The following is a 24,553-nucleotide window of genomic DNA, read 5'->3' on the forward strand; positions in this document are numbered from 1 at the left end:
CCTGCAAATACCTCAACGCCCAGCTTGCCACCTTTGCTTCCCCGGGTTAGGGAATCGGGTAGGGCCAGGGATTGAATCGGCAGGTCTTTCCATCCGCCTTAACGAAGTCGGGGTCAAACTTGGCCGCGTCGTCATTGGAGGTGGAAAACGTCTGCTGCATCATTACCGGAGCCAGACCGCCTTGTTGGTCGCACGGCTCGTGGCGCAGGTAACCGATGGCATGACCGACCTCGTGGTTGATCACATATTGCCGATAGGAACCTACGTCACCTTCGAATGGAACGGCTCCGCGTACCCAGCGCGCCTCGTTGATGAACACCCGCGATTGGCGATCCATGCCGCCGAACGACGGGTTGTAGCAGGACGTCTCGAGCCGGAATTCGTAGCCACACCCCCCGCGCACTGTCGTCGGCGACACCAGCGAAATCCGGAAGTCGGGTTTTCCGCTGTCGATCCGCACGAACGCGAATTGCGGATTGTGGGTCCAGCCCTTGGGATTGGTCAACGTCTGGTCGACCATCTGGGCGAATGCGTTGTCACCGCCGTACATTGTGGGATCAAGACCGTTCTCGATCTCGACGGTATACCTGAACACTTTGACGGTGCCTTGACCGACCTGGGGAGTAGTGCCCGGAACGACACGCCAGGTCTTGTCACCAGCCTCGGTGAACGGGCCGCCATCCGGCAGCGTCCCGGCCGGCAGATTGGCATCGAACACTGCAAGACCGCGAGGCGGTGCGTCGAGGATCGCGGTCCCCACCACACCAATGGCCGGCGAGTCCCGGACGGTCTGGGCCGCCGCGGGCCTTGGCGTGCTCGTCCCGGTCACCGTCTGGTACACCACCACCGTGGTCAGCACCATCAGAACCGGCAGGGCGTAGGCGCGCCAGCCGTACGTGGACACGAACCGCCCCAACCAGGTTTGTTTGCGCCATTGACGCTTCCGGTCGCGGCGGGCCCGGACCCGTCTGTCAGTCGCGGCGAGCGGGTCGCGCAGGGCCCGCAGCGGCTCACGCCACTCGTCACGCAGCACGGGTACTCGACTCGTGCTTCCGGCGGGCCACGGAGACGTCATTTCCTCAGGATGACACAGCTGGCCCGGGTCGCGACCCTGGCGCGCCCGAATGCAACACCCAACAAACTATCCCGCCGCTACCGATGCCGCAGGTAGTAATGTCATTCCGACAGACGCGCGGCGGTGGGGGTTGGCACAGTGGCCCTCGAATTAGTGTGATCAGATTGAGGACTGATGAGCGATCTCGCCAAGACAGCGCAGCGACGTGCCCTCAGATCGTCCGGCAGCGCTCGGCCAGACGAAGACGTTCCGGCCCCGAACCGGCGCGGCAACCGACTGCCTCGCGACGAGCGCCGCGGCCAATTGCTTGTCGTTGCCAGTGACGTCTTCGTCGATCGGGGTTACCACGCGGCCGGTATGGACGAGATCGCGGATCGGGCGGGAGTCAGTAAACCCGTTCTGTATCAACATTTTTCGAGCAAGTTAGAACTTTACCTGGCTGTGCTTCATCGGCACGTGGAAAACCTGGTGTCCGGCGTGCATCAGGCGCTGAGCACGACTACCGACAACCGGCAGCGGTTGCACGTGGCCGTCCAGGCGTTCTTCGACTTCATCGAGCACGACAGCCAGGGTTACCGGCTGATCTTCGAGAACGACTTCGTCACCGAGCCCGAGGTCGCCGCACAGGTGCGGGTGGCCACCGAATCGTGCATCGACGCAGTGTTCGCGCTGATCAGCGCCGATTCCGGACTGGACCCGCACCGCGCCCGGATGATCGCGGTGGGCTTGGTCGGAATGAGCGTCGACTGCGCCAGATACTGGCTGGACGCCGACAAGCCGATTTCCAAGTCCGACGCCGTCGAGGGCACCGTGCGGTTCGCCTGGGGCGGGTTGTCCCACGTCCCGCTTACCCGCTCGTAGCAACCTTTCCGGCGGACCCAGCTGCGGCGTCCACCCCGACGCCGAAGCCCACCCGGCGGGCGTCTGCGACACCGATCTCGACATAGGCGATCCTGGCGGTGTGAATTAGGAAGCGACGGCCCCGCTCGTCGGTCAGGGTCAGCAAACCAGAGTCGTCGCGCAGCGCGTTGCTGACGAGTTCTTCTACCTCACTGGGCGTCTGCGCACTGGAGAACACCAGCTCGCGCGGACTGTCCGTGATACCGATCTTGACCTCCACGGTGGCCCCTTCCATTGGCATTCCGTCACAGGCGTGTCACCAGCAGGCTAGTAGACGCCCCTGGCCCCCATAACGGTTAGGTCTAGGCCAGCCCGACACGCCGCCAGACACCCCATCCGCCGGCAGGGGCTCGATAACATCAGCACCATCGGTAACACAGTTAACGACCTCTACGAGTGCGTTCGGAACGTCCGGGAAGTCCAGGACTACCCGGACGACGAGAGCTCGAGCGGCTTCGGGGCTGGCCGGACCTGTTCGGAAGGCGAGTTTGCCTGGGCGGCTGACCGCCGATGGCGCCCGGTAGCTGCGATCCTCGGCAGTGTGGTGGCGCTTGGCGCGGTCGCGACCGCAGTCATTATCAACAGCGGAGATAGCACGTCGACCAAGGCCATTGTCGGGGCACCAGCCCCGCGCACGGTGATATCCACCTCGCCACGACCAACGGCCCCGACCAGCACGTCACCCCACCCTTCGCCCAGCACCTTGCGGCCGCAGCTCCCGCCGGAGACGGTCACCACGGTGGCACCGCCGGGCACCGGGCCTACTACCGTGCCGACGCGAACCCCCACCGCCGCGCCACCTCAGACTGCTGTGCCACCGCCGGCGCCGCTGAATCCGCGCACCGTCGTCTACCGCGTGACCGGCACCAAGCAGCTGTTCGACCTGGTGAACGTCGTCTACACCGATGCGCGGGGCTTCCCGGTGACCGACTTCAACGTGTCGCTGCCGTGGACGAAGATGGTCGTTCTGAACCCCGGCGTGCAAACCGAATCGGTCGTCGCGACCAGCCTTTACAGTCGTCTCAACTGCTCGATCGTCAATACCGGCGCTCAGACGGTGGTGGCGTCAACCAACAATGCGATCATCGCGACATGCACTCGCTAGATCTGGGATCTAGCTGAGACCCAGTTCCCGCATGCGTTGGTCGTGGGTCTGCTGCAACCGGTCGAAGAAGGCACCAAGCTGGCTCAGTCCACCACTACCGGACACCACCAGGTCGACCAGCTCGTCGTGGTCGGCCAACACCAGCTGGGCCTGCGTTATCGCCTCGCCGAGCAGACGACGCGACCACAGCGCCAGTCGGCTGCGCTGTTTGCCGCTGGCCGTCACCGCTGCGCGCACTTCGGCGACGACGAACTGAGAGTGCCCGGTCTCCGACAACGCCGCCCGCACCACGTCAGCAACCTCGTCAGGCAGCCCGTCGGCGATCTCCAGATACAAATCGGCGGCCAACGCATCGGCAACATAGGTCTTCACCAGGGCTTCCAGCCATGTGCTCGGCGTCGTCAGCCGGTGGTAGTTTTCTAACGCTGAGGTGTACTTCGACATCGCCGACACCACGTCGACGCCGCGACGTTCCAACGCATTGCGCAGCAGCTCGTAGTGCCCCATCTCGGCGGCGGCCATGGATGCCATCGAGATCCTTCCCCGCAGATCCGGGGCCATGCGCGCCTCATCGGTCAATCGGTAGAAGGCGGCAACTTCGCCGTAGGCCAGCAACGCGAACAATTCGTTGACGCCGGGATGATCCGCCGGCAGCCGTGGCCTGGGTGAATCGGCCACCTGATCGGCGGATGAGGGCGATGGCATGGCAACACTCTAGTAGGCAGGCTCAGCGGCAAATGGGAACCTGCTGGCCGACCAGCTATCATGCTCGTTAGGTGGCGGCATTGGTTCGACTGCCGCTACCGGCGAAATGTGCGTGCATGGAGTCTGCCCCGCCTGGACTGTGCTAGGGGCCGGCGACTCGGCGACGTAATCGGAGTCGGAACTCATGCGCGCGTGAACCGCGACAGAGAAACACCGACACACGACCGACACCGTCACCGAAAGGCCGCTTACCCTCGTATGACCGCAGTGAAACACACAACTGAATCAACATTTGCCAAACTTGGAGTCCGCGACGAAATAGTCCGCGCATTAGGGGAAGAGGGCATCAAACGGCCCTTTGCTATCCAGGAACTCACCCTGCCACTCGCGCTCGACGGCGAGGACGTGATCGGCCAGGCCCGCACCGGCATGGGCAAAACGTTCGCTTTTGGCGTGCCGCTGCTGCAGCGCATCACCTCCGGCGACGGCACGAGACCGCTCACTGGCGCTCCGCGGGCCCTGGTCGTAGTCCCCACCCGCGAGCTGTGTCTACAGGTCACCGATGACCTGGCCACGGCGGGCAAGTACCTGACCGCCGGCCCCGACACAGACGACGCTGCCGCGGTACGGCGCCGGCTGTCGGTGGTGTCCATCTACGGGGGACGGCCCTACGAGCCGCAGATCGAGGCGCTACGCGCCGGCGCCGACGTCGTGGTCGGCACCCCGGGTCGGCTGCTCGACCTGTGCCAGCAGGGCCACCTGCAGCTGGGCGGGCTATCCGTGTTGGTGCTCGACGAGGCCGACGAGATGCTCGACCTGGGCTTCCTGCCCGATATCGAGCGAATCCTGCGGCAAATTCCCGCCGACCGACAGTCGATGTTGTTTTCGGCGACCATGCCGGACCCGATCATCACGCTGGCCCGAACGTTCATGGTCCGGCCCACGCATATCCGGGCTGAGGCACCACATTCCTCAGCGGTTCACGACGCGACCGAGCAGTTCGTCTACCGCGCCCATGCGTTGGACAAAGTGGAGTTAGTCAGCCGGGTGCTGCAGGCTCGTGACCGCGGCGCGACGATGATCTTCACCCGCACCAAGCGGACCGCCCAGAAGGTCGCCGACGAGTTGACCGAGCGCGGTTTCGCAGTCGGCGCCGTGCACGGTGATCTCGGACAGCTGGCACGCGAGAAGGCGCTCAAGGCGTTTCGCACTGGCGGCATCGACGTATTGGTGGCCACCGACGTGGCCGCCCGCGGCATCGACATCGACGACGTTACCCACGTGATCAACTATCAGTGCCCCGAAGACGAGAAGATGTACGTCCACCGCATCGGTCGCACCGGCCGTGCCGGCCGAACCGGGGTCGCGGTCACCCTGGTGGACTGGGACGAGCTGCCCCGTTGGAGCATGATCGACCAAGCACTGGGCCTGGGCTCCCCCGATCCGGCCGAGACATACTCCAACTCGCCGCATCTGTATGCCGAGCTGGCCATCCCGGCCACGGCCGGCGGTACCGTCGGCCCGGCGCGCAAATCGCAGGGCAGGCGACGTGACACCGACTGCGACGGCCAGAAAACGGCACAGCACGCCCGCAATACCCCCAGGCGTCGGCGCACCCGCGGCGGCAAACCCGTCACCGGACACCCCGGCACCAACCCAATCAGCAGCCCAATCGTGGGCGGCGACGCCACCTCGGAGCCGGGCTCCGGCACCGCATCAGATTCCGGGTCCGATGTTGTGTCCGGCTCCCGGTCCGGCAACGGCGAAGCTGCGCGACGCCGTCGTCGCCGCCGCCGACGCCCGACGCACGCCCAGGACGGCTTCGCCGCGCGGGCTAACTGACCCGCCCACCGCATGGTTAAACCGGAGCGCCGCACCAAGACCGATATCGCGGCCGCCGCGACGATCGCGGTCGTGGTGGCCGTGGCCGCGTCGTTGATCTGGTGGACCAGCGACGCCCGCGCCACCATCAGCCGGCCGGCGGCGGTTGCGGTGCCCACCCCGGCCCCGGCTCGCGAGGTCCCGACCTCGCTGAAGCAGCTGTGGACCGCCGCCAGCCCAGCCACCCGCGTTCCCGTGGTGGTGGGCGGAACAGTGGCTACTGGCGACGGACGCCAGGTGGACGGGCGCGACCCAGCCACCGGTGAGTCGCTCTGGAGTTACGCCCGAGACACCGATCTGTGTGGGGTGACCTGGGTCTACCACTACGCCGTCGCGGTCTATCGGTACGACCGGGGTTGCGGTCAGGTCAGCACCATCGATGGATCCACCGGTCGCCGGGGAGCCGCCCGCAGCGGCTACGCGGATCCGCGGGTGCGTCTTTTTTCCGACGGCACCACGGTGTTGTCGGCCGGGGACACGCGCCTGGAACTGTGGCGTTCAGACATGGTCCGGATGCTGGCCTACGGCGAGATCGATGCCCGGGTGAAACCGTCGAACCGCGGCCTGCAGTCCGGGTGCACGCTGGAGTCGGCGGCGGCCAGCTCGGCGGCCGTATCGGTGCTTGAAGCGTGTACGAACCAGGCTGACCTGCGGCTTGTGCTGTTACGCCCGGGCAAGGAGGACGACGAGCCCATCCAGCGCATTGTCCCGGAACCGGGGGTCCGGCCGGGTTCGGGCGCCCGGGTATTGGTGGTATCGCAGAACAACACCGCCGTGTACCTGCCTGCAAGATCAGGCGCGCAACCGAGAGTCGACGTGATCGACGAGACCGGCGCCACAGTTTCGAGCACGCTGCTGGCCAAGCCACCGTCAACTTCGGCCGTGGCGTCGCGGACCGGCAACCTGGTGACCTGGTGGACGGGCGACGCGTTGTTGGTCTTCGACGCGGGCAACCTGACCCAGCGCTACACCATTGCCGCTGGCGAGACGACTGCGCCGGTGGGGCCAGGGGTGATGATGGCAGGTCAACTCCTGGTGCCGGTCACCGGCGGGATCGGTGTCTATGACCCGGTCAGCGGTGCCAACAACCGTTATATCCCGGTGACCCGGCCGCCAAGCACGTCAGCAGTGATCCCGGCAGTTTCTGGATCCAGGGTCATTGAGCAACGTGGCGACACACTAGTCGCTCTGGGTTGATCGCCTATGTTGGCGCGAGCAGACGCAAAATCGCCCGAAACCGATGGCTTTCGGGCGATTTTGCGTCTGCTCGCGCTACAGGTCCACCGTGAAGGTGGGCAGCGGCCTACCTGTCTTCCAGTGTTTGAGCAGCGCCTGCGCCAGCTCGCGGTAGGCCACCGCGCCTTTGTTCTTGCGCCCAGCCATCACCGACGAGCCCGAGGCGCTGGCCTCAGCGAAGCGCACAGTACGGGGGATGGGCGGAGCCAGCACCTGTAGGTCGTAGCGGTCGGCGACATCGAGCAACACGTCACGGGTGTGGGTGGTTCGAGAGTCGTACAGCGTCGGCAGTGCACCCAACAACCGCAGATTCGGATTGGTGATCTGCTGGACATCGGCGACCGTCCGCAGAAACTGGCCGACACCCCGGTGCGCCAGCATCTCGCACTGCAGCGGCACGATGGCCTCGTCGGCGGCCGTCAGCCCGTTGAGGGTGAGCACACCCAGCGACGGCGGACAGTCGATGATGACCACGTCGAACCGGTCGGAGAATTTGGCCAACGCGCGTTTGAGCGCGTACTCACGGCCTGCCCGCATCAGCAGCATTGCCTCGGCGCCCGCCAAGTCAATGTTGGCCGGCAGCAACGTCATTCCCTCCATGGTGGTGACCAGCACGGCGTTGGGCTCGACTTCACCGAGCAACACCTCGTGCACAGACACCGGTAGTTTGTCGGGATCTTGACCAAGGGAGAAGGTCAGACAACCTTGCGGATCCAGATCGACGAGCAGCACGCGCCGTCCCTTTTCCACCATCGCCGCACCGAGCGAGGCGACCGTAGTCGTCTTGGCCACCCCGCCCTTCTGGTTGGCCACCGCTAGCACCCGGGTATCAGTCATAGGCGCCGCTCTCCCCCGCAAGCGGCAGGGACCCCCACCTCATCGTGCTCTCCCTTCGTCGTCGCCCGCGCAGTCACAGTGTCATCCTGGCATGCTGCTCGCACAGTGGTTCGGGCGACAGGCCTAGGATGTCGTCGGGCACAATCTGTCGGTATGGGCGTGCGCAACCACCGATTGCTACTGCTCCGCCACGGCGAGACCGCTTGGTCGACGCTGGGCCGGCACACCGGCGGTACCGAGGTCGAGCTGACCGATACCGGGCGAACGCAGGCAGAGCTGGCTGGTCAGCTGCTGGGTGAACTCGAACTTGACGACCCGATTGTCATCTGTAGCCCGCGTCGACGGACGTTGGATACTGCCAAGTTGGCCGGCCTGACGGTGAATGAGGTAACTGGGCTGCTCGCCGAATGGGATTACGGTTCCTATGAGGGCCTTACGACGCCGCAGATCCGGGAATCCGAACCCGATTGGCTGGTGTGGACGCACGGCTGCCCAGCTGGAGAAAGCGTCGCACAGGTAAACGATCGCGCTGACAGCGCCGTCGCGCTGGCCCTGGAGCACATGTCCTCACGCGACGTGTTGTTTGTCAGCCATGGCCACTTCTCCCGCGCGGTGATCACGCGCTGGGTCCAGCTACCGCTCGCCGAAGGCAGCCGTTTCGCGATGCCCACCGCCTCGATCGGGATCTGCGGGTTCGAGCACGGCGTGCGTCAGCTCGCCGTGCTCGGGTTGACCGGTCATCCGCAGCCGATCGCAGCCGGGTGAGCGCACACGTGGCAACCTTGCACCCAGAACCACCGTTCGCACTGTGCGGACCAAGAGGCACCCTGATTGCCCGCGGGGTGCGGACACGATACTGCGACGTGCGGGCCGCGCAAGCGGCACTTCGCTCAGGTACAGCACCAATACTGTTGGGCGCGTTGCCTTTCGACGTGAGCAGACCCGCCGCATTGATGGTGCCGGATGGCGTGCTGCGGGCCCGGAAGCTGCCTGACTGGCCGACCGGCCCGCTGCCCAAGGTACGCGTCGCCGCCGCCCTTCCGCCACCTGCCGACTACCTGACCCGGATCGGCCGCGCACGGGATCTGCTGGCCGCCTTCGACGGCCCGTTGCACAAAGTGGTGCTCGCGCGCGCCGTGCAACTGACCGCCGATGCTCCGCTGGACGCGCGGGTACTGTTGCGCAGGTTGGTCGTCGCCGACCCGACCGCTTACGGCTATCTCGTCGACCTCACCTCTGCGGGCAACGACGACACCGGGGCAGCCCTGGTCGGCGCCAGCCCAGAGCTTCTGGTCGCACGATCCGGCAATCGCGTCATGTGCAAGCCATTTGCCGGCTCAGCCCCACGCGCCGCCGACCCCAAACTCGACGCCGCCAACGCGGCCGCACTAGCCAGTTCGGCCAAGAACCGACACGAACACCAATTGGTCGTCGACACGATGCGGGTAGCCCTAGAGCCACTATGCGAGGACCTGACAATCCCAGCCCAGCCCCAGTTGAACCGCACCGCAGCCGTTTGGCATCTGTGCACCGCGATCACCGGCCGGCTGCGCAACATCTCGACGACGGCAATCGATCTGGCTTTGGCGCTACATCCCACCCCGGCGGTTGGTGGGGTCCCGACAAAAGCTGCCACCGAGCTCATCGCCGAACTCGAGGGCGACCGTGGCTTCTACGCCGGCGCGGTTGGTTGGTGCGACGGCCGGGGCGACGGCCATTGGGTGGTGTCTATCCGGTGCGCGCAACTTTCGGCTGATCGACGCGCAGCCCTTGCGCACGCTGGCGGTGGCATCGTCGCCGAATCAGACCCCGATGACGAACTTGAAGAAACCACAACGAAGTTCGCCACGATATTGACCGCACTGGGAGTTGAGCAGTGACCGATACCATCCGCCGCGCTACACCGGCGGATACCGCCGACATCGTGGCCATGATTCACGCGCTGGGCGGAATTCGAGTATGCTGCCGATCAATGCACTGTCACCGAAACACAAATACATACAGCACTTTTCGGAGATTTCCCGACGATGCGAGGCCACGTCGCTGAGGTTAATGGCGGAGTTGCCGCGATGGCGCTGTGGTTTCTGAACTTTTCCACCTGGGACGGCGTCGCGGGCATCTATGTGGAGGACTTGTTCGTCTGGCCGAGGTTTCGCCGCCGCGGCTTGGCCCGTGGCCTGCTGTCGACGCTGGCCAGAGAATGCGTCGACAACCGCTACACGCGGTTGGCCTGGTCGGTGCTGAACTGGAATTCCGATGCAATCGCACTGTATGACCGCATCGGCGGGCAACCGCAGCACGAGTGGACTATCTATCGACTGTCAGGACCGCGGTTGGCTGCGCTGGCCGCACCACGCTGATCACGCCCGGCGGCCCAGCGGATCGAAGGCGGACTGAACAGCAATACCAGCACGCCAAGCGCGATGATTCCCACCGGGATCCCGATCGCCGGCTGATGCGAACCCACAATCAGATACCACGCCACCGGCAGCAGCAGCAGCTGGGCGAACACCGCCAGCCCGCGACCCCAAAGCTTGCCAACCGCCAGCCTGCATCCGGCGGCGAGCACTGCTCCGCCGACCAGTACGAACCAACCTGCGGTGCCCAGGCCATTGACGATGTGCTGGTCGGCGCCCGCGAGTCCGCGCACCAGCAACGCCGCGGCCACCACCAGGGCGGCCCCACCCTGCACGGCGACGATCAGTCCGGCGCCGCGCACGGCGGCCGGGGCTCGAACAGGCACAGCATCAGCGTAGTCACCCGGCCGTGACCGGCCCGCATCGTCACACCACCCAGGCCCATTGCCGTCCTCCTCAACGGGCCGACCCGGCCCGCATCGTCACACGGCCTAGGCCCATTGCCGTCCTCCTCAACGGGCCGACCCGGCCCGCATCGTCACACGGCCTAAGCCCATTGCCGTCCTCCTCAACGGGCCGACCCGGCCCGCATCGTCACACGGCCTAAGCTCGTGCGTCATGCGTGCAGTGCTGATCGTCAACCCCACTGCGACCGCCACCACACCAGCCGGCCGCGACCTGCTGGCGCACGCCCTCGAAAGCCGCCTTCAGCTCACGGTTGAGCACACCAACCACCGCGGTCACGGGACCGAACTCGGACAGGCGGCGGTAGCCGACGGGGTGGACCTGGTCGTGGTGCATGGCGGCGATGGCACGGTAAGCGCCGTAGTCAACGGCATGCTGGGGCGCCCCGGCACGACGCCGGTCCGACCGGTGCCAGCCGTTGCGGTTGTGCCCGGCGGCTCGGCCAACGTACTAGCTCGCGCGCTAGGGATTTCCGCGGACCCGATCGCTGCCACCAACCAACTCATCCAGCTGCTCGACGACTACGGCCGCCACCAGCAGTGGCGCCGCATCGGGCTGATCGACTGCGGTGAGCGGTGGGCGGTGTTCAACGCCGGCATGGGCGTCGACGCCGAGGTCGTGGCCGCGGTAGAGGCCGAACGCGACAAAGGCGGCAAGGTTACGGCGTGGCGCTATATTCGCGCTGCGGTGCGCGCGGTGCTCGCCTGCACTCGTCGCGAACCGGCTCTTACGCTGCAACTTCCCAACCGCGATCCAATTACCGGAGTGCACTTTGTGTTCGTGTCCAACTCCAGTCCGTGGACTTACGCAAACAACCGGCCGGTATGGACCAATCCCGACTGCAGGTTCGAGTCGGGGCTGGGAGTGTTCGCCACCACCAGCATGAAGGTGGTCCCGACCCTGAGGGTGGTTCGGCAGATGTTCGCAAAACAGCCCAAGTTCGAGTTCAACCACGTCATCAACAACGACGACGTCGCGTGTCTACGCGTCACCTCCATGGGGCCCCCGATCGCCAGCCAATTCGACGGGGACTACCTCGGCGTGCGCGAGACGATGACGTTCCGAGCTGTTCCCGACGCCCTCGCCGTAGTTGCCCCGCCCGCAAGAAAGCGGATCTGAGCTGCAGAAACAAAGATGTGATGGGTGTGCGACACAAACGTTGGGCGAAACTGGCAGCGTAGTGTAGTACAACTGGGTAAGGGCTGTGGAACGAGATCGCCAGAGTGAGATAGCCCACGCGCTTACGTAACACTATTGACATCTGTTGAGCCTGTGAAACGATCAAAAGGTTGCATGTAGAGAAATGTAGGGGTACAGAAGCCTTTCTTGTGCACCCGTTACCAGCCAAGAAGAAACGCCTGTGCGTACCGCTGCGCACATAGTGAGGAGTAACGACTAATGGATTGGCGCCACAAGGCGGTCTGTCGTGACGAGGATCCGGAACTGTTCTTCCCGGTAGGAAACAGTGGTCCGGCACTTGCGCAGATCGCTGACGCGAAACTGGTCTGTAATCGGTGCCCGGTCACCACAGAGTGCCTCAGCTGGGCACTGAATACCGGCCAGGACTCGGGCGTCTGGGGAGGCATGAGCGAAGACGAGCGGCGCGCGCTGAAGCGTCGCAACGCCCGCACGAAAGCCCGTACCGGGGTCTGACGACTCAGTTCTGCACAGTGCGGCCCCGACATACGTCGGGGCCGCACTGTTGCGTAGCGCGCTACAGCATCAACCGTCCCCGGCGTCCGACCGGTACCCGTAGCACCACATCGGTGCCACGTTCGCGGGCGTCCCGCATACCTAACGAGCCGTCCAATTCCGCAGAGACCAAGGTCCGCACGATCTGCAGGCCCAGGCTGTCCGACTTCTCCAGGCTGAAACCTTGCGGCAGACCAAGCCCGTCGTCGTGCACGACGACATCGAGCCAACGCGCAGAGCGTTCCGCTCGAATCGTCACGGACCCTTCCGCCGCCGCCGGGTCGAACGCATGCTCGATCGCGTTCTGCACCAGCTCGGTGATCACCATGATCAGCGCCGTGGCGCGGTCGGAGTCGAGCACACCGAGGTCGCCAACCCGATTTATCCGGATCGGCCTGTCCACCGATGCCACATCGTTCATGATCGGCAGAATCCGGTCGATGACCTCGTCAAGGTTCACCTGCTCGTCCACCGACATCGACAACGCATCGTGGACCAAGGCAATCGACGACACTCGGCGCACCGACTCGATCAGCGCTTCCCGCCCCTCGGCGTTGGACGTCCGGCGAGCCTGCAGCCGCAACAGCGCGGCCACCGTCTGCAGGTTGTTCTTAACCCGATGATGGATTTCCCGGATCGTGGCGTCCTTGGATATCAGGGCTCGGTCGCGCCGCTTCACCTCGGTCACGTCGCGGATCAATATCGCGGCGCCGACATTGCGACCAGCTACCACCAGCGGCAGAGTCCGCAGCAGCACCGTGGCGCCGCCGGCGTCGACCTCCATCCGCATACCCTTTCCATCCCCGGCCAGCAAGTCCTGCACATGCTCGTCTACCTCGTGCGCCTCGAACGGGTCCGAGATCAGCGGGCGCGTCGCGTCAATGAGATTGACGCCCTCCAACTCGGTGGTCAAACCCATTCGGTGGTAAGCCGATAGGGCATTGGGGCTGGCGTAAGAGACCACACCGTCGACATCGAGACGGATGAAGCCGTCACCCGCGCGCGGGCTAGATCGCGACATCGCCACGTCCCCTGCGTCGGGAAAGGTGCCCTCCGCCAGCATCCGGAGAAGATCTGTGGCGCACAACCGATAGGCGGTCTCCAGGTGGCCGGATCTACGTCGCGCCGCCAGTTCGGGTTGATGCCGTGTCAGCACCGCCACCACCTGATCGCCAAAGCGCACCGGGGAGACTTCGACACTGTGGCCGTCGTGTTGACATGAATTCTGTTGGCCGACAGCGCCTTCCCGTCCCGGGACACCACCGGAGAAGGTCGCGGCGACCAGCGGCATGCTATTGGCGGCGACGACGGTGCCTACCGCGTCGGTATGCACCACCGTCGGCCCGGTGTTCGGCCGGCATTGCGCAACGCACACCAGGACACCGTCGTCGCGGCGAACCCACATCAGGTAATCGGCAAACGACAAGTCGGCAAGGAGCTGCCACTCCCCGACCACCGCATGCAGGTGGTCCACCGCGCTGCCCGGCAGCACCGTGTGTTCGGCGAGCAGATCACCGAGTGTGGACATGAGTGACTATCAACGACTAGCTGATCACCGCGATAAGGTCGCCGGCCTGAATGACATCGCCCACCGATACCGCCACCTTGCTGACCGTTCCGGCAGCTTCGGCCAGGACGGGGATCTCCATCTTCATCGACTCCAGCAGCACCACGATGTCGCCCTTGTCGATCTGATCGCCTTCGTTGACAACGACTTCGAGAACGCTGGCCACGATCTCGGCGCGAACATCCTCGGCCATCATCACCCCACTCTTTTCGGCCATGCCGTATGCTGACTGCTGGTCATCGGACTTCCATCAAACTCAGGTATATCGAACCATAAGAACCCTGGGGAGCGCGGCACGCGGGCTATTGGGGTCGCGCGCGACGCCGCATGAGAAACTGGGCAATGACCGGGCGGCCGCTGCCTGCCCGCACCTGAGCAATGACGGAGGTTCCGATGGCCAAGCGTGGCCGTAAGAAGCGTGACCGCAAGTACAGCAAGGCCAACCACGGCAAGCGGCCCAATTCCTAACGCACTGCGCTAGGGCCCTCCACGGATGATGGTGGTCCGGCGGATCTCTAGCCGAAGACGCTCCCGCAAGCCCTCGGGGGCCCTGTCGCCTCGGCACTTGGTCCCGATCAACGCCTTGATCCGTTCCTCGAGCCCGTAATGCCTCAGGCACCCCGGGCAGGCCTCGAGGTGTCGCCGCAGCCTCTCGCGGGTTTCCGGGGTGCATTCACCGTCAAGCAGGGTCCACACCTCGGCGATCACTTCCGCGCAACCCATGCCGCCGTGGGAATCGTCGTGGTCCGCGTGCGCATCGGTCGGACCGCAATTTTCGCTCACTGGTGCACCATCCTTGTGTCGGTGATCTCGGATGGATTGCCGATGTAGAGGCGCCGCTGGGTTAGCGCCCCGCGCGCTTGACAGCCGTGATGTCCATCATGAGTTTTGCGGAGTCCGGCGGTTGCCCCGGACGCGCCGACCGTCGACAGGGCCAAGCGCCGACGAGCGCCGAACGACTCGCCCCGCACGCCGACGCCCAGCCCGAATTGCTGGCCTGCTTGGCCGGCGTCGCCCGCTCCACCGGCTAGTCCGACAAAGTCACCCACGTCGGGTTCGGTTGGGCGGCAGACAAACAACTCCGCAACGGTGTCTGCGACTTCGCCGGCGACAGCCGCCGAGCCAACCTCTAGGCCGCCGACCTGCACAACCGCACCCGAGCCCGCGGCCACGACCACCGGCACGCGGTACGCATCCTCGCCCGCGCCTGGCTTTACGTCATCTGACACCGCTGGCAAGACGGCATCGCTTACGACCCCACCCAACACCGAGCCCTGCAGGCTCTCCTTGACCAAGTTCGCCAAACGGCGGCTTGACACCGGGCTGCTCATGACGACACCCCCTCGTGCGCCTGCTCGCCCCTGGCAAACCCCCGATCCCTGGCCACATCGGCTAAAAGACCGCGCAACTGACGTCGGCCGCGATGAAGCCTCGACATCACGGTGCCGATCGGAGTATCCATGATCTCGGCGATCTCCTTGTAGGGGAAACCTTCGACATCGGCGTAGTAGACCGCCATCCGGAACTCTTCCGGCAATGCCTGCAGCGCCTCTTTGATCTCGGTGTCCGGCAACGCTTCTAACGCTTCGACTTCAGCCGAGCGCAGCCCGGTCGAGGAATGCTCGGCGTTGGACGCCAGTTGCCAATCGGTGATCTGCTCGGTCGGATACTCCGCCGGTTGCCGCTGTTTCTTGCGATAGCTGTTGATGTAGGTGTTGGTCAGTATCCGGTAGAGCCAGGCCTTGAGATTGGTACCGTGCCGGAACGAACGAAATCCCGCATAGGCCTTCACCATCGTCTCCTGGAGCAAGTCCTCGGCGTCGGCCGGATTGCGCGTCATCCGCAGCGCACCGCCGTACAGCTGGTCCAACAGGGGAATCGCGTCGCGCTCGAAACGCGCGGTCAACTCCTCGTCTGTCTCCTCAGACGGCCCAGGCTGCAGACCCGCCGAACCGGTTACACCATCGATGTCGGCCATCTTGATTAACTGGGTCCCTTCGTTTGCGGTGTCGCCGGACAGCACCGGCGCGGACACCGGACGTGCGAGCATGCGAGCCAACCGCTTCTCACCCAACAGGCTCGTCGCCGTTGACACCAGACTCCCCTCGTCCCAATGTAGAGGCCGCGACCGACACTGTCTGCACCGGTCTGGCCAGCCACGTGGCTGCAGGAACCGAACCAATCAACCGTGTTCGCCAGCGGGTTATTTCCAGCGCTGAATCGCATGCGGCCTGTCCCGCAGTCCGGTGGAATCGAGCAGGGCGTTAGGGTGACGCCATGTCACTCAACGGCAAGACCATGTTCATCTCTGGCGCCAGTCGCGGTATCGGCCTTGCGATCGCCAAGCGGGCCGCGCGCGACGGCGCCAACATTGCCTTGATCGCCAAGACCGCCGAGCCGCATCCAAAGCTGCCAGGCACGGTGTTCACGGCCGCCAAGGAACTCGAGGAAGCCGGCGGCCAGGCACTGCCGATCGTCGGGGATATCCGCGACCCGGATGCGGTCGCGTCCGCGGTGGCCACCACCGTGGAGCAGTTCGGGGGCATCGATATCTGCGTCAACAATGCCTCGGCGATCAACTTAGGGTCCATCACCGAGGTGCCAATGAAGCGTTTCGACCTGATGAACGGCATCCAGGTGCGTGGCACCTACGCAGTATCCCAAGCGTGCATTCCCCATATGAAAGGCCGTGAGAACCCGCACATCCTGACGCTGTCCCCGCCGATCCTGCTGGAGAAGAAGTGGCTGCGGCCGACGGCCTACATGATGGCCAAGTACGGCATGACGCTGTGCGCGCTGGGAATCGCCGAGGAGATACGCGCCGACGGCATCGCGTCGAACACGTTGTGGCCACGCACGATGGTGGCCACCGCGGCGGTACAGAACCTGCTGGGCGGCGACGAGGCGATGGCGCGGTCCCGCAAGCCCGAGGTATACGCCGACGCGGCCTACGTCATCGTCAACAAGCCCGCCACCGAATACACCGGCAAGACGCTGCTGTGCGAGGACGTGCTCGTCGAATCCGGCGTCACCGACTTGTCGGTCTACGACTGCGTCCCAGGTGCGACGCTCGGCGTCGACCTGTGGGTGGAAGACGCCAACCCGCCGGGGTACCTCCCGGCCTAGCGACAGCAAAACCCTGATCCTCGAGTTGCCCGACGAGCGGGCCGTCGCGATCGTGCCGGTGCCGTCGAAGTTGTCGCTGAAGGCGGCCGGCGGCCCTAGGGGTGCCCAAAGCGGCCATGGCTAAACCCGCTGCCGCCGAACAAGCCACCGGCTACGTGGTCGGCGGCATCTCCCCGTTCGGTCAGCGCAAGCGGCTGCGGACCGTGGTCGATGTGTCGGCCTTGAGCTGGGACCGGGTACTGCGGTGCCGGCAAACGGCATTGGGCCGTCACGGTGGCCCCGCCGGACCTGATCACCTTGATCAGCGCGATCATCGCTAACATCCGGGCCTAGCGCCGTACCGGAAATCGGCGAGGACTTCACCGATGGCGTAGCGCGCGCTGGCCGCCAGCGGCGGGTTGGTGTCTTGGTAGTACGGGAGCGCGATCAAGGCGATGGCCAGAGCTCTGCCGCGCCCGCGCATCCAGTCGTCGTCGGCGGCGCCGACCGCGACGCGGAACTGAGCACGGGCGGGCGCCGACAGGAGGTTCCACGCGATGATCAAGTCGACGCTGGGGTCACCGACGCCCATCAGACCGAAGTCAATGACGCCCGTCAAGCGTCCTTGCGCTGTCAGGATGTTGAACCGGGACAGGTCACCGTGGAACCACATCGGCGGCCCCGCATACGGAGGAACGCGTAGGGCTGATTCCCACGCGGCAGTTGCCGCGTGGACGTCGATGATCCCGTCGAGGGCCGCCAGCGCTGCGCGTACCTCGGCATCCTGCTCCCCCAGCGGCGCACCCCGCTTGGCGGGCGGCCCGCCCATGGGGTCGGTGGCCCGTAAGGCGGTGATGAAGTCAGCCAGGTCCTCGACGGCCCGATTGGGCTCGACGAACTCGGCTGCCGACGGGTTCTCACCCGCAACCCAGCGGCACACTGACCACGGCCAACCGAACCCCTCAGCCGGGCTCCCCAACCCCACCGGAACTGGGCTGGCAACGCCTAGATGCGCAGCGATCCGCGGCAGCCACTGTTGCTCGGTCCGAAGGCTCTCGATGGCCCAGCCAATGCGCGGGATGCGCACGGCCAGGTCCTCGCCTAGCCGGTACATTGCGTTGTCCGTGCCCGCCGAGCGCACCGGTGCAATGGGTAGATCCGCCCACTGTGGGAATTGTGCACGCAGCAGACGCCGCACCAGATCCTCGTCGATATCCACCTCATCGGCGTGCATCTTTGCCCTTAGGACACGTTCGTACCGGTCGAAGACGGTTCCGTCCTGCTCACAGATCCGCCGCACGAAAGCAAAGCCCGCCCGCAACGCCACCCTCGCCGATGCGGAGTTCTCCGGCTCCACCTTGATCACCGCTTCGGTCGCGCCGTGTTCGGCCGCATACTGGCACACCAGATCGACTGCGCGAGTGGCGAGTCCACGCCCTCGCCAGCTGGGGTAGAGCCCATAGGCAACGTTGACCTGCCCGCTAGCCAGCCCCTCGCCGTCGAAACGCAGATCAATCGTACCCACTATTGTTTCGGCAACCGTCCTGATGCCGAAAGAGCGCAGCGGCCCGCCGGTCACCCATTGCTCGCGGCAGTGCCGGATGTACGCTTCGACGCTTGCTCGAGTCGAGGGCATACCGCTAAGCCAACGCACTAGCCGTTCGTCCCCCCCAGCCAGATGCGCATCGACATCGTCCAGGCACAGTGGCGATAGAGTGACGATCCCGTCTGATAGCCCGTCGGACAGCTTCGCAAAGCGCACCCCGCGATTGTCGGACTCACACTGGCTTCAGGCAAACCTGCCGCGAGCGCCCGGCGAGCGTAATGGCGCGGCAAGAAATCGCGCTTGGATTCGCCGCAGCGTCACACGCGTGGGCACAGACCCTCACAGCAGCTGGATCTGCTCGGGCTGCGACCTGGCCGGCTCCAACAGCTCAGGCCCGTTGTTGCGCACGTTGTTGACCAACGTGGACACTTGGCGCAGCGCGATGTCGCGCACATCCGGCGGGCGGGCCAGCAGCTCAGGATCCGGCGGGGCGTCTGGATTCAGCCAGTCGTCCCAGTCCTCTTCGGCCAGCAGCAGCGGCATCCGGTCATGGATCTCGGCCAGCTCGCCCACGGCATCGGTGGTGATCACCGTGCAGCTCAGCAGCGGTGGGGCGGACCTGTAAGACTTCCAAACCGACCACAGCCCGGCCGTGAACAACAGGGCGCCGTCGTGGCGGTGCAGGAAGAACGGCGTCTTGGCGTTCGGCCTCCCCGGGGTGGCGTCGGGGTCGACGCGCCATTCGTACCAGCCGTCCATCGGCACCAGGCAACGCTTACTTCTGACCGCACTCCGGAACGCCGGCGACGTGGCGACCTTATCGGCGCGGGCGTTGATCAGCGGTGGGCCTTTGGCATCGGGTGCGCCGCCGGGCCCGGCCTTGATCCACGACGGAATCAGTCCCCAGCGCATGAGCCGCACCCGGCGGGTGGGCTCGTCGTCGGGCTCGCTGTGGCGGGACACCACTGTCGCGATCGTGTCGGTGGGTGCCACGTTGTAGCTCGTCTTCCCGCCACCGCACCCGGTGGCCTCGTCTATGGCCGTGATTTTCTCGGCCAGCTGGGCCGGATCAGTGGTGACCGCAAACCGTCCGCACATGCTTCCTATGGTGCCTGGTACCCACGACACCCGCCGACACGGCAGGATGAAGCGGTGAAGACATGGCCAGCCCCAACGGCGCCGACGCCGGTGCGCGCTACCGTGACCGTTCCAGGCTCGAAGTCGCAGACCAACCGGGCGCTGGTGCTAGCGGCGCTGGCGGCCGCACAAGGCCGGGGCGCATCGACCATCTCCGGCGCGCTGCGCAGCCGCGACACCGAACTGATGCTGGACGCGCTGCAGACCCTGGGCCTGCGCGTCGACGGTGTGGGTTCGGAACTGACGGTCAGCGGCCGAATCGAACCGGGGCCCGGCGCTCGGGTGGACTGTGGCTTGGCGGGCACGGTGTTGCGGTTTGTTCCGCCGCTGGCGGCGCTGGGCTCCGTCCCGGTCACCTTCGACGGCGATCAGCAAGCCCGGGGACGGCCCATCGCACCGCTGCTGGATGCGCTGCGCGAGCTCGGCGTCGCCGTCGACGGCACCGGTCTACCGTTTCGGGTTCGCGGCAACGGGTCGCTCGCCGGCGGCACCGTGGCCATCGACGCGTCGGCGTCCTCACAGTTCGTGTCCGGGCTGCTGCTGTCCGCGGCATCGTTCACCGATGGCCTGACCGTCCAACACACCGGTTCGTCGCTGCCGTCTGCGCCGCACATCGCGATGACGGCGGCGATGCTGCGGCAAGCCGGAGTCGACATCGACGACTCGACACCGAACCGTTGGCAGGTGCGCCCCGGTCCGGTGGCGGCGCGGCGCTGGGACATCGAACCGGACCTGACCAACGCGGTGGCTTTCCTGTCAGCGGCCGTGGTCAGCGGCGGCACCGTGCGCATCACCGGCTGGCCTAGAGTCAGCGTGCAACCCGCCGACCACATCTTGGCAATTTTGCGGCAGCTCAATGCCGTTGTCATTCATGCTGATTCATCCCTCGAGGTGCGCGGTCCAACGGGATACGACGGGTTTGACGTCGACTTGCGCGCCGTCGGCGAGCTGACGCCATCGGTCGCGGCGCTGGCGGCGCTGGCATCCCCGGGATCGGTGTCCAGACTAAGCGGCATTGCCCATCTGCGGGGCCACGAAACCGACCGGCTCGCCGCGCTGAGCACCGAGATCAACCGGTTGGGGGGCACCTGCCGGGAAACACCCGACGGTCTGGTGATCACCGCGACGCCGTTGCGGCCCGGCATCTGGCGGGCATACGCGGACCATCGAATGGCGATGGCCGGCGCGATCATTGGGCTGCGGGTGGCCGGAGTCGAGGTCGACGACATCGCCGCCACCACCAAGACGCTGCCGGAGTTTCCGCGGCTGTGGGCCGAGATGGTCGGACCCGGCCAGGGGTGGGGGTACCCCCAGCCGCGCAGCGGCCAGCGGGCGAGGCGGGCAACCGGGCAGGGGTCCGGCGGTTGAGGCCCGGCGACTACGACGAGTCCGACGTCAAGGTGCGCTCCGGCAGGAGTTCGCGGCCGCGGACCAAGACCCGTCCCGAGCACGCCGACGCCGAGGCCGCCATGGTGGTCAGCGTCGACCGCGGCCGCTGGGGGTGTGTGCTGGGCGGCCGCCCCGATCGCCGAATCACGGCGATGCGCGCCCGCGAGCTCGGCCGCACCCCGATCGTGGTCGGCGACGACGTGGACGTGGTCGGTGACCTGTCCGGGCGGCCCGACACCCTGGCCCGCATCGTGCGGCGAGCACCGCGACGAACCGTGTTGCGACGCACCGCCGATGACACCGACCCCACCGAGCGGGTGGTGGTCGCCAACGCCGACCAACTGCTGATCGTGGTCGCGCTGGCAGACCCGCCGCCACGCACCGGCCTGGTCGACCGGGCGCTGATCGCCGCCTACGCCGGCGGGCTGACCCCGATTCTCTGCCTGACCAAGACCGACCTCGCCCCGGCGGAACCGTTCGGCAAGCAGTTCGCCGACCTGGAATTGACCGTAACCGCCGCAGGCGTCGATGATCCTCTGCTCGCGGTGGCGGACCTGCTGGCCGGCAAGATCACCGTCCTGCTCGGGCATTCCGGGGTCGGCAAGTCGACATTGGTGAATCGTCTTGTACCCGAAGCTGATCGGGCGGTTGGTGAGGTCACCGAGATCGGCCGGGGACGGCACACGTCGACTCGGTCGGTGGCGCTGCCGTTGGGAGATACGCTGTCCGGTTCCGGCTGGGTGATTGACACCCCAGGAATCCGCTCATTCGGGTTGGCTCATATCCAGCCCGACAACGTGCTATTGGCTTTCTCTGACCTCGCCGAGGCAACCCGCGAGTGTCCGCGCGGGTGCGGGCACATGGGACCGCCGGCCGATCCCGAATGCGCGTTGGATACCTTGTCCGGGCCCGCTGCCCGCCGCGCCGCGGCCGCCCGGCGACTACTGGCAGTGCTCAGCCAGACTTGACTAGCCGCATGCTCGTCGCGCGCCGAGCAATCTTAGGCTGCCAGATCGTCGGGTTCGGTGACCGACTTAGCCATACGCTTGCTGCGCCGCCGACCCCGCACGGCGGCAATCGCGGTCTTTAACCCCCGACGACGTCCGGTCACCGGATCGGCGCCCGCGAAACCCGGCCCCAGACCAGCGAACATCCGCTCACTGCGGGTCTCGGGTGCATCGTCAGCGTTGTCACGTAAGTACTTATCCGGCAACGACAGCTTGGCAAGGGTGCGCCAGGTCTTGCCGTACTGCACCAAGAACGAGCCCGTGGTGTATGGCAAGTCGTATCTGTCGCAGACCTCACGCACCCGCACCGAAATCTCGTGAAGCCGGTTGCTCGGCAGGTCCGGATAGAGGTGATGCTCGATTTGGTGGCACAGATTGCCGCTCATGAACCGCAGCGCCGGCCCAGCGTTGAAGTTTGCGCTGCCCAGCATCTGCCGTAGGTACCACTGGCCCTTCGGCTCACCGATCATGTCCGTCTTGGTGAATTTCTCTGCGCCATCCGGGAAATGGCCGCAGAAGATCACCGCGTTGGACCACACGTTGCGGATCACGTTGGCCACCACGTTGGCGGTCAAAGTGGACCGATACGTCGCCCCCGGGGACAACGAGGTCAGCGCCGGGAACGCGACATAGTCCTTGAACACCTGGCGGCCCGCTTTGGCTGAGAATTCACGCAACCGGGTTTTAGCGGCCTCGCGGTCGGCCCGACCCTTGAAGATCTTGCCGATCTCCAAGTGCTGCAGCGCAACTCCCCACTCGAAGCCGATCGCAAGGATGGTGTTCCACACCACGTTGAAGATGTTGTAGCGCTTCCAGCGCTGGTCACGGGTGACGCGCAGCATGCCGTATCCGACGTCGTCATCCATACCGAGGATGTTGGTGTATTTGTGGTGCACGAAGTTGTGGGTGTAGCGCCAGTGCTTGGACGATCCGCTCATGTCCCACTCCCACGTCGAGGAGTGAATCTCCGGGTCGTTCATCCAGTCCCACTGGCCGTGCATGACGTTGTGGCCGATCTCCATGTTTTCGATGATCTTGGCCACGCCAAGGGTCAGGGCACCTGTCCACCAGGCGAGGCGTCGTGAGCTGCCAGCCAGCAGTAGCCGACCGGACACCTCGAGCGCCCGCTGTGCGGCGATGGTGCGGCGGATGTAGCGGGCATCGCGTTCGCCGCGCGATTCTTCAACGTCTCGGCGGATGGCATCTAGCTCGGCGGCCAGGTTTTCAATGTCGGCGTCCGTCAGATGCGCGAATACGTCGACGTCAGTGATCGCCATCGTCTTCTCCCTGCGTCATACGGCCGATGACCTACGCTATCGTAACTTACGATTCCGTAGGTTACCTATGAGTAACACTAGATGTCCAGCACGCAATCACCCGAGGCGGCCGACACGCAGGTCTGGACCCGGGTTCCGGGCTCATGCCGCTGGCCCGTGCGCAGATCCCGAACATGGCCTTCCACCAGGTCGACCACACACGACTGGCAGATGCCCATCCGGCAGCCGAAGGGTAGCTGCACGCCGGCGCCCTCACCGGCGTCCATCAACGACGTGGCAGCATCGGCGGCTACGCTCTTGCCACTTCGGGCGAACGTGACGGTCCCGCCCGCTCCAGCGGGCGCCGTTTTGGACACTGCGAACCGCTCCAGGTGCAGTCGGTCGCTGGCACCCGCCGATGACCAGACCTTGTCGGCCTGGTTGAGCACGCCCTCCGGCCCGCACGCCCAGGTCTGGCGTTCACGCCAGTCCGGCACCTGCTGACCGATCCGGGTCAGGTCCAGCCGGCCCTGGGCGCGCGTCTCGCGCACCGACAACCGATAACCGGGATGGTCGGCCGCCAGGGCAGCCAGCTCGGCACCGAACATCACGTCAGCTGCGGTGGGCGCCGAATGCAGGTGCACTACGTCGGTGATTTGGTTGCGGCGCACCAACGTTCGAAGCATCGACATTACCGGCGTAATCCCCGACCCGGCAGTCAAAAACAGAATCAACGGGGGCGCCGGATCCGGTAATACGAAATTGCCCTGGGGCGCAGCCAGCCGCACAATGGTCCCTGGCTTTACCCCGGCCACCAAGTGGGTGGACAGGAAGCCCTCGGGCATCGCCTTCACCGTGACGGTCACCATGCGCGCGGACCCGGATGCCGCCGGACTCGACGTCAGCGAATACGACCGCCAGCGCCAGCGCCCGTCGACCAGCAGCCCGATCCCGATGTATTGGCCCGGCTGGTAGTCGAAACTGAAGCCCCAGCCCGGTTTGATGAACAGGGTCGCGGAGTCTTCCGTCTCTCGGCGGACCCCTAGGATGCGCCCCCGCAATTCCCGCGCGGACCACAGCGGATTTGCCAGGTGAAGGTAGTCGTCGGGCAACAATGGCGTCGTGATGCGCGCGGCAATCTTGCGCAGCGCATGCCAGCCCGGATGCCGGTCGGCTCCGGCGACGGTGGGGCGCCTGGTGTCGATGATGCTGGCGTTAAGCGTCGTGTGTTTCTTGCTCATAGGAAGCTCCTGCTCGGCCTTAGCTTCCGCCCAACAAAGCTACGGTACCGTA

28 protein-coding genes and 1 pseudogene are annotated in these 24,553 nt (G+C 65.6%); 15 read left to right on the forward strand and 14 right to left on the reverse strand.

The genetic code is table 11. From position 1 onward, the window contains the following. Positions 1 to 46: 46 nt before the first annotated feature. On the reverse strand, positions 47 to 1,075 hold the full coding sequence (locus FF952_RS16930; protein ID WP_003899970.1) for a DUF3152 domain-containing protein: 1,029 nt from the start codon (positions 1,073 to 1,075) through the stop codon (positions 47 to 49). 174 nt (positions 1,076 to 1,249) lie between these two features. Here FF952_RS16930 and fasR point away from each other — a divergent pair, with 174 nt between their 5' ends. Beyond that, complete coding sequence (gene fasR / locus FF952_RS16935) at positions 1,250 to 1,936, forward strand: HTH-type transcriptional activator FasR (protein ID WP_003905016.1); 687 nt, start codon at positions 1,250 to 1,252, stop codon at positions 1,934 to 1,936. Here fasR and FF952_RS16940 read toward each other — a convergent pair. Then, positions 1,923 to 2,195 carry a DUF3107 domain-containing protein gene (locus tag FF952_RS16940; protein WP_003416863.1) on the reverse strand — a complete coding sequence of 91 codons (273 nt, stop codon included), beginning with the start codon at positions 2,193 to 2,195 and terminating at the stop codon, positions 1,923 to 1,925. The genes fasR and FF952_RS16940 overlap by 14 nt on opposite strands. 324 nt (positions 2,196 to 2,519) lie before the next feature. Between FF952_RS16940 and FF952_RS16945 the strand changes: the two genes are divergently transcribed. Further along, complete coding sequence (locus FF952_RS16945; protein WP_003416868.1) at positions 2,520 to 3,080, forward strand: MmpS family transport accessory protein; 561 nt, start codon at positions 2,520 to 2,522, stop codon at positions 3,078 to 3,080. Between the two features lie 9 nt (positions 3,081 to 3,089). On the opposite strand, the gene FF952_RS16950 is transcribed toward FF952_RS16945, so the two are convergent. Next, on the reverse strand, positions 3,090 to 3,785 hold the full coding sequence (locus FF952_RS16950) for a ferritin-like fold-containing protein (RefSeq protein WP_003416873.1): 696 nt from the start codon (positions 3,783 to 3,785) through the stop codon (positions 3,090 to 3,092). A 258-nt stretch (positions 3,786 to 4,043) separates the two neighbouring features. Between FF952_RS16950 and FF952_RS16955 the strand changes: the two genes are divergently transcribed. Together FF952_RS16955 and FF952_RS16960 are read left to right on the forward strand one after the other, a co-directional pair. Beyond that, on the forward strand, positions 4,044 to 5,627 hold the full coding sequence (locus tag FF952_RS16955; protein ID WP_003416875.1) for a DEAD/DEAH box helicase: 1,584 nt from the start codon (positions 4,044 to 4,046) through the stop codon (positions 5,625 to 5,627). Between the two features lie 12 nt (positions 5,628 to 5,639). Then, positions 5,640 to 6,863, forward strand: coding sequence for an Rv3212 family protein (locus FF952_RS16960; protein ID WP_003416876.1), 1,224 nt, complete (start codon positions 5,640 to 5,642; stop codon positions 6,861 to 6,863). 75 nt (positions 6,864 to 6,938) lie between these two features. On the opposite strand, the gene FF952_RS16965 is transcribed toward FF952_RS16960, so the two are convergent. Further along, on the reverse strand, positions 6,939 to 7,739 hold the full coding sequence (locus tag FF952_RS16965; RefSeq protein ID WP_003901572.1) for a ParA family protein: 801 nt from the start codon (positions 7,737 to 7,739) through the stop codon (positions 6,939 to 6,941). 153 nt (positions 7,740 to 7,892) lie between these two features. On the opposite strand from FF952_RS16965, the gene FF952_RS16970 reads away from it, so the two are divergent. From FF952_RS16970 to FF952_RS16980, 3 genes and pseudogenes are all read left to right on the forward strand, one after another. Then, positions 7,893 to 8,504 carry an acid phosphatase gene (locus FF952_RS16970; RefSeq protein WP_003416878.1) on the forward strand — a complete coding sequence of 204 codons (612 nt, stop codon included), beginning with the start codon at positions 7,893 to 7,895 and terminating at the stop codon, positions 8,502 to 8,504. Next, positions 8,501 to 9,619 (forward strand): isochorismate synthase, encoded by a 1,119-nt coding sequence (locus FF952_RS16975; protein ID WP_003416879.1) that lies wholly within the window; start codon positions 8,501 to 8,503, stop codon positions 9,617 to 9,619. Before FF952_RS16970 ends, FF952_RS16975 begins: the two co-directional genes overlap by 4 nt. After that, a pseudogene (locus FF952_RS16980) lies at positions 9,616 to 10,099 on the forward strand (GNAT family N-acetyltransferase). Before FF952_RS16975 ends, FF952_RS16980 begins: the two are co-directional and overlap by 4 nt. On the opposite strand, the gene FF952_RS16985 reads toward FF952_RS16980, so the two are convergent. Next, the gene (locus tag FF952_RS16985) at positions 10,051 to 10,482 is read right to left on the reverse strand and encodes a hypothetical protein (protein ID WP_003416881.1); all 432 of its coding nucleotides are present in this window, start codon (positions 10,480 to 10,482) and stop codon (positions 10,051 to 10,053) included. The pseudogene FF952_RS16980 and the gene FF952_RS16985 overlap by 49 nt on opposite strands. Before the next feature lie 232 nt (positions 10,483 to 10,714). On the opposite strand from FF952_RS16985, the gene FF952_RS16990 reads away from it, so the two are divergent. Together FF952_RS16990 and whiB1 are read left to right on the forward strand one after the other, a co-directional pair. Continuing rightward, entirely contained in the window at positions 10,715 to 11,680 is a 966-nt protein-coding gene (locus FF952_RS16990; protein WP_003416883.1) for a diacylglycerol/lipid kinase family protein, read from the forward strand. A gap of 279 nt (positions 11,681 to 11,959) precedes the next feature. Continuing rightward, on the forward strand, positions 11,960 to 12,214 hold the full coding sequence (gene whiB1, locus FF952_RS16995) for a transcriptional regulator WhiB1 (protein WP_003416884.1): 255 nt from the start codon (positions 11,960 to 11,962) through the stop codon (positions 12,212 to 12,214). A 61-nt stretch (positions 12,215 to 12,275) separates the two neighbouring features. On the opposite strand, the gene FF952_RS17000 is transcribed toward whiB1, so the two are convergent. Beyond that, on the reverse strand, positions 12,276 to 13,781 hold the full coding sequence (locus FF952_RS17000) for a sensor histidine kinase (RefSeq protein ID WP_003416886.1): 1,506 nt from the start codon (positions 13,779 to 13,781) through the stop codon (positions 12,276 to 12,278). A 16-nt stretch (positions 13,782 to 13,797) separates the two neighbouring features. Continuing rightward, complete coding sequence (locus FF952_RS17005) at positions 13,798 to 14,013, reverse strand: biotin/lipoyl-binding carrier protein (protein ID WP_003905017.1); 216 nt, start codon at positions 14,011 to 14,013, stop codon at positions 13,798 to 13,800. 200 nt (positions 14,014 to 14,213) lie between these two features. Here FF952_RS17005 and FF952_RS21015 point away from each other — a divergent pair, with 200 nt between their 5' ends. Beyond that, positions 14,214 to 14,288: a 50S ribosomal protein bL37 gene (locus FF952_RS21015; protein ID WP_003416889.1), complete on the forward strand. Its 75-nt coding sequence runs from the start codon at positions 14,214 to 14,216 to the stop codon at positions 14,286 to 14,288. A 9-nt stretch (positions 14,289 to 14,297) separates the two neighbouring features. On the opposite strand, the gene rsrA is transcribed toward FF952_RS21015, so the two are convergent. From rsrA to sigH, 3 genes are read right to left on the reverse strand one after another with little or no spacing between them, the layout of a single operon-like run. Beyond that, the gene (gene rsrA, locus FF952_RS17010) at positions 14,298 to 14,603 is read right to left on the reverse strand and encodes a mycothiol system anti-sigma-R factor (RefSeq protein ID WP_003416891.1); all 306 of its coding nucleotides are present in this window, start codon (positions 14,601 to 14,603) and stop codon (positions 14,298 to 14,300) included. Further along, positions 14,600 to 15,151: a hypothetical protein gene (locus FF952_RS17015; RefSeq protein ID WP_003899976.1), complete on the reverse strand. Its 552-nt coding sequence runs from the start codon at positions 15,149 to 15,151 to the stop codon at positions 14,600 to 14,602. The genes rsrA and FF952_RS17015 overlap by 4 nt, the downstream gene beginning before the upstream one ends. Then, the gene (gene sigH, locus FF952_RS17020) at positions 15,148 to 15,798 is read right to left on the reverse strand and encodes a sigma-70 family RNA polymerase sigma factor SigH (RefSeq protein ID WP_003416897.1); all 651 of its coding nucleotides are present in this window, start codon (positions 15,796 to 15,798) and stop codon (positions 15,148 to 15,150) included. The genes FF952_RS17015 and sigH overlap by 4 nt, the downstream gene beginning before the upstream one ends. Positions 15,799 to 16,097: 299 nt before the next feature. Between sigH and FF952_RS17025 the strand changes: the two genes are divergently transcribed. Genes FF952_RS17025 through FF952_RS17030 form a run of 3 tightly spaced genes read left to right on the forward strand, consistent with a single transcriptional unit; the run spans position 16,098 to position 17,266 of the window. Next, entirely contained in the window at positions 16,098 to 16,946 is an 849-nt protein-coding gene (locus FF952_RS17025) for an SDR family oxidoreductase (RefSeq protein WP_003905018.1), read from the forward strand. Then, positions 16,882 to 17,070: a hypothetical protein gene (locus FF952_RS20855; RefSeq protein WP_003416901.1), complete on the forward strand. Its 189-nt coding sequence runs from the start codon at positions 16,882 to 16,884 to the stop codon at positions 17,068 to 17,070. Before FF952_RS17025 ends, FF952_RS20855 begins: the two co-directional genes overlap by 65 nt. Then, positions 17,048 to 17,266, forward strand: a complete 219-nt coding sequence (locus FF952_RS17030; protein WP_003416902.1) for a YbaK/EbsC family protein — start codon at positions 17,048 to 17,050, stop codon at positions 17,264 to 17,266. Before FF952_RS20855 ends, FF952_RS17030 begins: the two co-directional genes overlap by 23 nt. On the opposite strand, the gene FF952_RS17035 is transcribed toward FF952_RS17030, so the two are convergent. Together FF952_RS17035 and FF952_RS17040 are read right to left on the reverse strand one after the other, a co-directional pair. Further along, on the reverse strand, positions 17,263 to 18,687 hold the full coding sequence (locus tag FF952_RS17035) for a GNAT family N-acetyltransferase (RefSeq protein ID WP_003899979.1): 1,425 nt from the start codon (positions 18,685 to 18,687) through the stop codon (positions 17,263 to 17,265). The genes FF952_RS17030 and FF952_RS17035 overlap by 4 nt on opposite strands. Before the next feature lie 123 nt (positions 18,688 to 18,810). After that, positions 18,811 to 19,569: an SOS response-associated peptidase gene (locus FF952_RS17040; RefSeq protein ID WP_003416907.1), complete on the reverse strand. Its 759-nt coding sequence runs from the start codon at positions 19,567 to 19,569 to the stop codon at positions 18,811 to 18,813. Between the two features lie 54 nt (positions 19,570 to 19,623). On the opposite strand from FF952_RS17040, the gene aroA reads away from it, so the two are divergent. Beyond that, positions 19,624 to 20,976, forward strand: coding sequence for a 3-phosphoshikimate 1-carboxyvinyltransferase (gene aroA, locus FF952_RS17045; protein WP_003416914.1), 1,353 nt, complete (start codon positions 19,624 to 19,626; stop codon positions 20,974 to 20,976). Further along, positions 20,973 to 21,965, forward strand: a complete 993-nt coding sequence (rsgA, locus tag FF952_RS17050; RefSeq protein WP_003416916.1) for a ribosome small subunit-dependent GTPase A — start codon at positions 20,973 to 20,975, stop codon at positions 21,963 to 21,965. Before aroA ends, rsgA begins: the two co-directional genes overlap by 4 nt. A 32-nt stretch (positions 21,966 to 21,997) precedes the next feature. Here the strand turns inward: rsgA and desA3 are convergent, their stop codons facing one another. Further along, a complete protein-coding gene (gene desA3 / locus FF952_RS17055) occupies positions 21,998 to 23,281 on the reverse strand; it encodes an NADPH-dependent stearoyl-CoA 9-desaturase (protein WP_003416919.1) in 1,284 nt (427 codons plus the stop codon). Between the two features lie 77 nt (positions 23,282 to 23,358). Continuing rightward, positions 23,359 to 24,501 carry an NADPH oxidoreductase gene (locus FF952_RS17060; RefSeq protein WP_003416922.1) on the reverse strand — a complete coding sequence of 381 codons (1,143 nt, stop codon included), beginning with the start codon at positions 24,499 to 24,501 and terminating at the stop codon, positions 23,359 to 23,361. Positions 24,502 to 24,553 lie beyond the last annotated feature (52 nt).

Origin of the sequence: Mycobacterium tuberculosis complex sp. N0072, from assembly GCF_030323725.1 — a bacterium.
Lineage (GTDB): Bacteria > Actinomycetota > Actinomycetes > Mycobacteriales > Mycobacteriaceae > Mycobacterium > Mycobacterium tuberculosis.